At 59.1% G+C, this 8090-nt stretch carries 7 protein-coding genes; all 7 read left to right on the top strand.

Going from position 1 to position 8090, the window contains the following annotated elements:
* Positions 1-270: 270 nt before the first annotated feature.
* Positions 271-1464 (top strand): plasmid partitioning protein RepA, encoded by a 1194-nt coding sequence (repA, locus tag FOY53_RS22255; RefSeq protein ID WP_038147418.1) that lies wholly within the window; start codon positions 271-273, stop codon positions 1462-1464.
* Positions 1448-2377, top strand: coding sequence for a plasmid partitioning protein RepB (repB, locus tag FOY53_RS22250; RefSeq protein WP_146592490.1), 930 nt, complete (start codon positions 1448-1450; stop codon positions 2375-2377). Before repA ends, repB begins: the two co-directional genes overlap by 17 nt.
* Positions 2378-2591: 214 nt before the next feature.
* Positions 2592-3803: a plasmid replication protein RepC gene (gene repC, locus FOY53_RS22245; RefSeq protein WP_146592489.1), complete on the top strand. Its 1212-nt coding sequence runs from the start codon at positions 2592-2594 to the stop codon at positions 3801-3803.
* A gap of 180 nt (positions 3804-3983) precedes the next feature.
* The gene (locus FOY53_RS22240) at positions 3984-6152 is read left to right on the top strand and encodes a ParB/RepB/Spo0J family partition protein (protein WP_146592488.1); all 2169 of its coding nucleotides are present in this window, start codon (positions 3984-3986) and stop codon (positions 6150-6152) included.
* Positions 6153-6251: 99 nt separating this feature from the next.
* Entirely contained in the window at positions 6252-6725 is a 474-nt protein-coding gene (locus FOY53_RS22235; RefSeq protein WP_146592487.1) for a UCP036055 family protein, read from the top strand.
* 388 nt (positions 6726-7113) lie between these two features.
* Positions 7114-7278 (top strand): hypothetical protein, encoded by a 165-nt coding sequence (locus FOY53_RS23335; protein ID WP_186766727.1) that lies wholly within the window; start codon positions 7114-7116, stop codon positions 7276-7278.
* A 254-nt stretch (positions 7279-7532) separates the two neighbouring features.
* Positions 7533-8066 carry a hypothetical protein gene (locus FOY53_RS22230; RefSeq protein WP_246107518.1) on the top strand — a complete coding sequence of 178 codons (534 nt, stop codon included), beginning with the start codon at positions 7533-7535 and terminating at the stop codon, positions 8064-8066.
* Positions 8067-8090 lie beyond the last annotated feature (24 nt).

Here is an 8090-nt window from a genome sequence, read left to right as displayed (position 1 = left end):
GTTACGCTCTCGAAATGACCGCATGACAGACGCAGGCCAAGCCGCCGTCAGCCGCGTGCAAACAAGTTGGCAATGCCGGCAGCCTTCCTCAGTCAGAATGTTGCTTGAGCGCGCTGAAAAGCTGGGGCTCCTCTGAAGGCGGCACTTGTGTTGGCCTAACGGATTGCCACTAAATCTAGAAAGTGCTTGCACGAATCTGGTTGGTCGGGCAATAGTCTCGAAAAATAACGCGCGGTCACATAAAAAACGCGCCCACGGATTGGGGCAGACATGAGTGAAGTAGAGCAGGATCTAGACATCGCCATCGGGCACTATGCGGAACTTCTCGCGTCGAACCTGCATGCTCAGCGCGCTGCCCACTTTCCGCCGGATGCAAAGAAGGTGATGCGCACTTTGACCAGCGGCGAAGCTGCTGAACTCCTTGGTGTCGATCATACCTATCTTCGTAAGCTTCATCGAGAAGGAAAGATCGTTGACGTCGAGACGACGGCTGGAAGTCATCGCCGCTATACGCTCGACGATATCTGGGAAATCCGTCAGACGCTTGAAGGAAATGCAAAGAAGTCTGGAACTTACGTGCCTGGACGTCGCGACGGTGACGAGCTTCAAGTCGTTTCAGTGGTGAACTTCAAGGGCGGGTCAGGCAAAACGACTACGTCTGCTCACCTCGCTCAACGCTTGGCACTTAAGGGGTACAGGGTTCTTGCGATCGATCTCGACCCTCAAGCATCCCTTTCAGCTCTTCATGGAATCCAGCCGGAACTCGACCTTATGGAGGGCGGAACCCTCTATGATGCAGTTCGCTACGACGATCCGGTTCCGATCGGCGAAGTGATCCGCAAGACTTACATCCGCGGCCTTGATCTCATCCCGGGCAACCTTGAACTCATGGAGTTCGAGCACGAGACGCCTGCTGCGATCCAGCGAGGAGGAGCGAAGGCGTTCTTTGCGAGAGTTCATGATGCTCTCGATAGTGTTGAAGCAAACTACGACGTTGTTGTGATCGACTGCCCGCCGCAGCTTGGTTTCTTGACGATGTCAGCACTTTCCGCGTCCTCGGGTGTCCTCGTAACGGTTCACCCGCAGATGCTTGACCTCATGTCGATGTCCCAATTCCTGCGAATGACTGCGGATCTCCTGGGAGTGATCAGGGATGCAGGCGCAAATCTGCGCTTCGATTGGCTGCGCTTTTTGCCAACGCGATACAAAGTCGGCGACGCGCCACAAACCGAAGTCATTGCTTTCATTCGCGGGCTGTTTGGGAGGTCGGTCCTGACCAATCACATGGTTGAATCGACCGCAATTTCTGATGCCGGCTTGACCAAGCAAACGCTCTACGAAGCTGACAAAAAGGACTTCACGCGTCAGACGTTTGATCGTGCGATCGAATCCATGAACGCGGTGAACGATGAGATCGCTGAAATCATCCAGAACACGTGGGGTCGGAATGGCAAGAAAGCCTAAACTTGGCCTGCCGCTGCAGACTCTTCGCAACGCTCCTGACGCACTTGAAGGGCGCCGACTGCGTGGCGGTGTATTTGAGATCGATCCGGCGCAGATTGTTACCGAAGGACGGTTGAATGACAGGCTTCAGATTGAAGTTGAGGGCCTGAAGAACTCTATTTCCAAGAATGGTCAGCGTGTGCCGGTCTTGGTCCGCCCACTGGAAGGCGATCGCTACAACCTGATCTATGGCCGTAGACGCCTGGAAGCATGTCGCGAACTCGGTATCAAAGTTCGAGCCATCGTCACAGAGGTTGAGGGTGATCAAGCGCTTCGAGATCAGCTTATCGAGAACCAAGAGCGTCGTGATCTGAGCTTTATTGAGCGTGCGCTCGTTGCGACGGCGCTTCTGGACGGTGATCATCTGGAAGGGGCTGAGCGCACCAATCGAGGTGTCGCCGAAGTCCTTAACCTCCACGAAGCTGGGGTTTCACAACTCTTGAGTGTCGTTCGGACGGTCGGCGAGGAACTCATCCAGGCAATTGGTGCAGCTCCCGGGATTGGTCGCCCGAGATGGGAAGAGCTCAAAAAGGCCTTGGGTGCCTACGACGGTGATCGAGTCCAACTGCAAGCCGTAGCTCATGCAGCAAAGTCCGAAATTTCCGGCTCGGTCGATGAAGTTTCTGATCGTGCGTTTCTCGCAGTTCTGGAAGCTGCGAAGAGCGCGGAAAGGAAGGCAAGTCCGCCTCGCAAGGGCGCGCCTGCTTTGGCGATCCCCGGTGTCGGAGCTGCGACAGTCAAGACCGGTCGCCAAGGCAAGCAGCTAAAGCTCGATCTGACTACGGATGAACCTGAATTTGTCAGCTGGTTGGAGGGCAATGCCTCAAAGCTGATTACCGAGCTTCATGAGCGCTGGAAGCGTTCAGAAGACTGAGGAAGAGCAACCAACAAGAAGGAGGCACGATACAGGCAAAAAAGAAAAAGGCCCCGAGAAGCTAGCTTCACGAGACCTTTGTAAGGTTTCGCACCGGGAACAGCCCGCTACAAAATCTCAGTTTTCGCACTTCTGAATGTAGCGTTCTAGCCCCTACCCCGCAAGCGCAAAGCGATTCGCGGGCCGTAGAAATTTTGCCTTCGTGAACGTTTTCATGGAGTACACACCGATTTCGCCGTTTATGCGGCCGATCTCGCACGCCCATCTACGCGTGATCGAGCGACCCGAGGCATCTGTTCCGGGCAGACCCGTCAACAAGTGGGAACTCCTGCGCGAGCTCTCCAAGGCGCAAGCGGCCTTTGGCGTATCAGAACGTGATTTGACTGTTTTGCAGGGGCTCCTCAGCTTCTTTCCAGACGATGCACTTGGCGGGAACGCCGAGATGGTAGTCTTCCCCTCGAACAAGGCGATCTGTGAGCGCCTGAATGGTATGCCCTGCTCCACGATGCGTCGTCACCTCGCGCGTCTTGTCGAGGCTGGTTTGCTCCAGCGGCGTGATAGCCCCAATGGGAAGCGTTACGTCCGCAAGCACGGCGAAGAGCGCTTCGCCTTTGGCTTCGATCTTTCCCCGCTCTACTGCCAGTCCGAGGAGATAGCACGGGCTGCAGAGGCCGTACGTGAGGCTGAGGAGCGCGTCAGGCGCCTGAGAGAGATCGTAAGCCTCATGCGGCGTGATCTCGCGGCTCTCGCGGAGTTCGGAGACGAGATGCAGCCTGGCCTTGGCCTCTGGGATCAGCTTCGCGACACGGCCGCCCTCACGGCGCGCGCGCTTCGCCGCAAGCTTTCAATTGAGGACCTCGCGGCCTATCGAGCCGATCTTGAAGCGCTCCTCGACCAGGCACGCAACATCATCGATGGCCCTGAAACAGAAGAAATGAACACCAATGATGCCCGATCTGAGCGTCACCATCATAGTTCAAATAAAGAATCTACAGATTTTGAACCTGTTTTAGAAAAAAGCGGGGTGGTGGCCGGCGTGCCAAATGTGAACACGGATGAGCTTGTTGCTGACGTCGATGAACAGGACACAAGACTCCTGCCAAAGATCCCGCTGCACCTAGTGATCGCGGCATGCCCCTCGCTCAAGACCTTCTACCAAGGCGAAATCCGGCATTGGCATCAGCTTTTCGACGCGGCATGCCATGTGCGGCCAGCTATGGGGATCAGTGCGTCTGCATGGGAAGAAGCTCAGCGGTTCATGGGTCCGGAGCAAGCGTCGATCGTCGTTGCTGCCATGCTGGAACGCTTTGAGGACATCAGATCGCCTGGTGGATACTTGCGAGCTCTGACTGCCAAAGCTGCGGCCGGTGAGTTTTCCTGTGGGCCGATGGTCATGGCATTGATTGGGCGACGATCTGCAGCTTAACAGCTGTTAAGGTTGAGAGACTGCGTACTGTTCCGCCCCCTCGGGACTGACGACTTAACAGCTGTTAAGGTCCTGTCTCGGGGGCGTCAGAATAAGAGAGGGAAAGGTTTGTTGGTTTGAGGGGTGACGGGAAGTGAGATCGGAAGAGTGGCTTCCGGCGCCCGTCGTGGAGAATATCTGATGGCGAAATCTGCCCAGAAAATCACCCTGTCCCCGTCCCGGGACATTCCCTTCGACAAGCTCGTGCTGAGCCAGGCCAACGTCCGGCGCATCAAGGCCGGCATCTCGGTCGAGGAACTGGCCGAAGACATCGCCCGCCGCGGGTTGCTGCAAAGCCTGAGCGTCCGGCCCGTTCTGGCGGATGATGGGTCCGAGACCGGCAAGTTCGAAATCCCCGCGGGCGGTCGGCGCTTCCAGGCCCTATCTCTGCTGGTGAAGCAGAAACGCCTAGCGAAAACGACGCCCATCCCCTGCATCGTGCGGGATGCCAATTCGACGATCCTCGCCGAAGACGACTCGCTCGCGGAGAACATGCAGCGTGCTGCCCTGCACCCGCTCGATCAGTTCCGTGCCTTCGTGGCGCTGCGGGACAAAGGTCAGGGCGATGAAGAGATCGCGGCCGCTTTCTTCGTCACGCCGCAGGTGGTCAAACAGCGCCTGAAACTCGCGGCCGTGGCCCCTGCCCTTCTCGAGCTCTACGCCAAGGACGAGATGACGCTGGAACAGCTGATGGCCTTCACCGTAAATCCGGATCATGAGCGCCAGGTTCAGGTCTGGGAGGCGATCCGGTCATCGTGGAACAAGGAGCCCTATCAGATCAGACGCATGCTGACCGAAACCTCAGTGCGCGCCTCCGACCGCCGTGCCGCCTTTGTCGGCGTCGAGGCCTATGAGGCCGCTGGCGGTACCATGTTGCATGACCTCTTCCAGGGCGATGACGGCGGCTGGCTGGAAGACCCTGCCCTGCTCGATCATCTGGTCAGCGAGAAGCTTCAGGCTGAAGCCGAAGCCATCGCGACCGAGGGCTGGAAATGGATCGAGCTCTCGCTCGACCTGCCCTATGGCTACAGCCACGGCTTACGGCGGTTGTCCGGAGACCCAGCGCCGATGACGGATGACGAAGGCGCAGCCCATGCCAAGCTGCTTGCCGATTACCGGGCGCTCGAGGAGGAATACGAGGACCAGGATGAACTCCCCGAAGAGATCGACGCGCGCCTTGGGGAGCTGGAAGTCGCGATGGAGAAGCTCAAGGCTCGGCCGCTGATCTTCGACGGTGAGGAGATCGCGCGGGCAGGGGCTTTCGTCACGCTTGATCGCTATGGCGAACTTGCTGTCTATCGGGGCTTTGTGCGGCCCGAGGATGAGCCTCGGGAAGACGCCGATGTCCACAGCGGTGAACCGGCGGCAGACGGGCAGGGCGCTGAGCTTTCAACGGGAAGCAATGTGAATGGTGTCGGCTACGGCACGGTGATCACTTCTGCTGGTCAGTCGGTTGGCGCCAATGTGCCCGAAGACGACGACGATGGTGCGTTGAGGCCCTTGCCCGAGCGGCTGGTCATGGAGCTGACGGTGCACCGCACCCTGGCGTTGCGGGAAGCTGTCGGGCGTTCTCCTGACGTCGCCCTGACGCTGCTGCTCCTGAAGCTCGTCAACGACACCTTCCGGACGTCCAGTTCGACCGGCAGCTGCCTCGAGGCCTCAGTCCGTCACGTCTACATGTCCGCGCAGGCGGGCGATCTGAAGGATAGCGTGGTGGCCAAGTTGGTTGACGATCGCCACGCGGAGTGGGAAGCCGACCTGCCGCTCGGCGACGATGCCGCTCTCTGGGACTACCTGGCTTCCCTCGATCAGGCCAGCCGGCTGTCCCTGCTCGCGCATTGCCTCAGCTTCGGGATCAACGCGCTCCATGAGAAGGCGAACCTCTATGGTGCCGGAATCTCCGCTAGCGGTTTGACCAAGCGGATGACCCAGTCCGACTTGATCGCACAGGCGACAGGTCTCGACATGGTCGAGGCGGGCTGGGAGCCGACGGCCGATACCTACCTGAACCGCGTGCCCAAGGCCCGGATCCTCGAGGCCGTGCGCGAGGCGAAAGGGGAGGGGACCGCGCAACTCCTCGATCACCTGAAGAAGGGGGAGATGGCGACCGAGGCCGAGCGTCTGTTGAAAGGCAGTGGCTGGTTGCCGGAGGTTCTTCGGCGTCACGATCTGGCAGCACTCGAAGGTGCAGAAGGGCAGGGGGCGTCTGAGCCCGTTTCCGGCACCGAGCAGGCCGAAGATGTCGATCTGCCCGCCTTCCTCACCGCTGACCTGCCGGATGATGAAGCGTCGATGATGGCCGCGGAGTGATCTGCGCCAAACGAGGGCGGGGAAACTCGCCCTTAATCACATAAAACACAACAATATCAATAAGATGAATGCGAAATAGCGCATTCAGGATGAGGAAACATGTCTGCAACCACCATTCTCGACACCGCGCCCCTGGGCGCGCTCATTCGCTACACCGACAACAGTCCGAAACCGCCTGCGCGGTTCACGAAGAAGCTCGCGGCCTGGAAGCGCTCGAACGGCGTTGGCCGTCTCGTCAAGAAGGAGCCGCCGCGACCCTATCCGACCTGGACGGCGCCGGCGTCGTTCACGCTGCGCGAGGGGAACTTCTCCTCGGACGGGGTCATACTCGTGACGATCATGCGGACGCATTCGGCGGATAGCGCCTTGACCTTCGAGGTCGCTGAGGAACCACAGCCCGGGCAGGTGCGTGTCCTGCTGGATTTCGGCGGTTGCACGGAGCTGCTCCACATGGCCGAGAATGTCGCGGCTGCCGAGCTCTGGATCGCCAGAGAAGGCTATCGGAATGCGCGGCTGGAGGCTGTCGGCGAAGAAGGCGCTGGTAGGGCAGGGGGCGCGGAGCTTGCCGCCTGAGCCTATGTAGAACCCAAGGGGCCTGCCAAAGCGCGGGCCTCTCACCCATCACGACCCTGTCCTGCGAGATCGCGGGGCACCATAGGATCCAATCCAACACGGAAGAAGGTCTTTAACGAAAAGCCTGCCCGGGAGCCTGGCGGCGATAGCATCAGCGGGACACCTGGCTCCAGTCAGCGGTCACACCATCCCCCGCTCGCCATTCCCTTCCTTGCCCCGAATCCCGTCTTCGAGATCAACCCGCGAGGGGTCGGACTACGGGCATGCCCGTGCCGCCGGGTGGATTCGGACGAGCCGAACGCACCCGGTGATGTCAGCCAGTCTTCGGGCCTGCGGGGTTCTGTCGCGCGGGGGATGGTCCTCCGCCTCCAAGACAGGAGCCAAACAGATGTCCCGCAAAGATGCTCACGCCTTCGCCGCTTCCCTCGCCGCCACGCTCATGGTCTCGATCGTCGTCTTCCAGGCAGGTGATGGATCCTATGGTGCCGTCCCCGCCGATGAAATCGACGGCGACGAAGTTCAGGTGGTGGGTGAGATCGACCCGTGGGCGTAAAGCCCACGGGGTCGAAGACGGCTCGGGTTCGGAGCAAGGCTCCGATCCGGGCCTTTCGCCTATCCACCGTTCCGGCCGACCGGCAGAATGAACCGACGATGGTCGGGATGCCTTTGCATTAAGAAAACAAGCTCAAGCGTCAGCCAATCTGGCTTTGCCCAGACATCAGCGGTCAATTGCAGTGCAATGAATGCAGCTTGAACATCGTCAGGGTTCGTCGGACACTGCGTTGTACTTGGTTCAGGTCACGTCGCATGCTCTACAAATCATTGATTTCCTTATACGGTTCATCGCTTGCGGGCAAATCGGCTCCTGCTGACGACCTGGTTTGGCACTTTGCGCCGTCCGAGGATCTGAGGCTCTTTCGCGAGTATGCGCTCGATGCCCTGCAGCAAGCGAAAGTGTACCTGCTCGACCATATGGCTGCAGCCTATGCCGATACGCTTCATGATGCAGTCGCCAAGCAGGCTTCGGAAACCGATCTTCCCGCAATGGCCATTCTGGGTGAGGTGAAGCTCCCCGCTGACGTTGTTTGGGTTGAATTCGACGATCGAGAGCTGGGTGTCGCGCGCTTTGAACGGGCTTCACCTGTAACGAGACATGACGACAAACCCGTAGGCACTGGTCTTCGCGGCTATCTCATAGATGATCGAAACAAGAGCCACTTGCGCATCACGATGTTCCATCGCCGCGAGAATTCGCGGGTAGTCGACCCAATCTGCGCTTTGCTCGTGATGACCTTCCCCCCGGTATCCGGGCCATTGCGAACTGGAATTTTCCACCTTTGAATGGACGAAGGAGGAAGACCCATG

The sequence above is a fragment of the Puniceibacterium confluentis genome (genome assembly GCF_007923445.1).
Lineage (GTDB): Bacteria > Pseudomonadota > Alphaproteobacteria > Rhodobacterales > Rhodobacteraceae > Puniceibacterium > Puniceibacterium confluentis.
The sequence above is the reverse complement of the archived record's forward strand: the minus strand, read 5'-3'. Positions and strand labels throughout refer to the sequence as shown.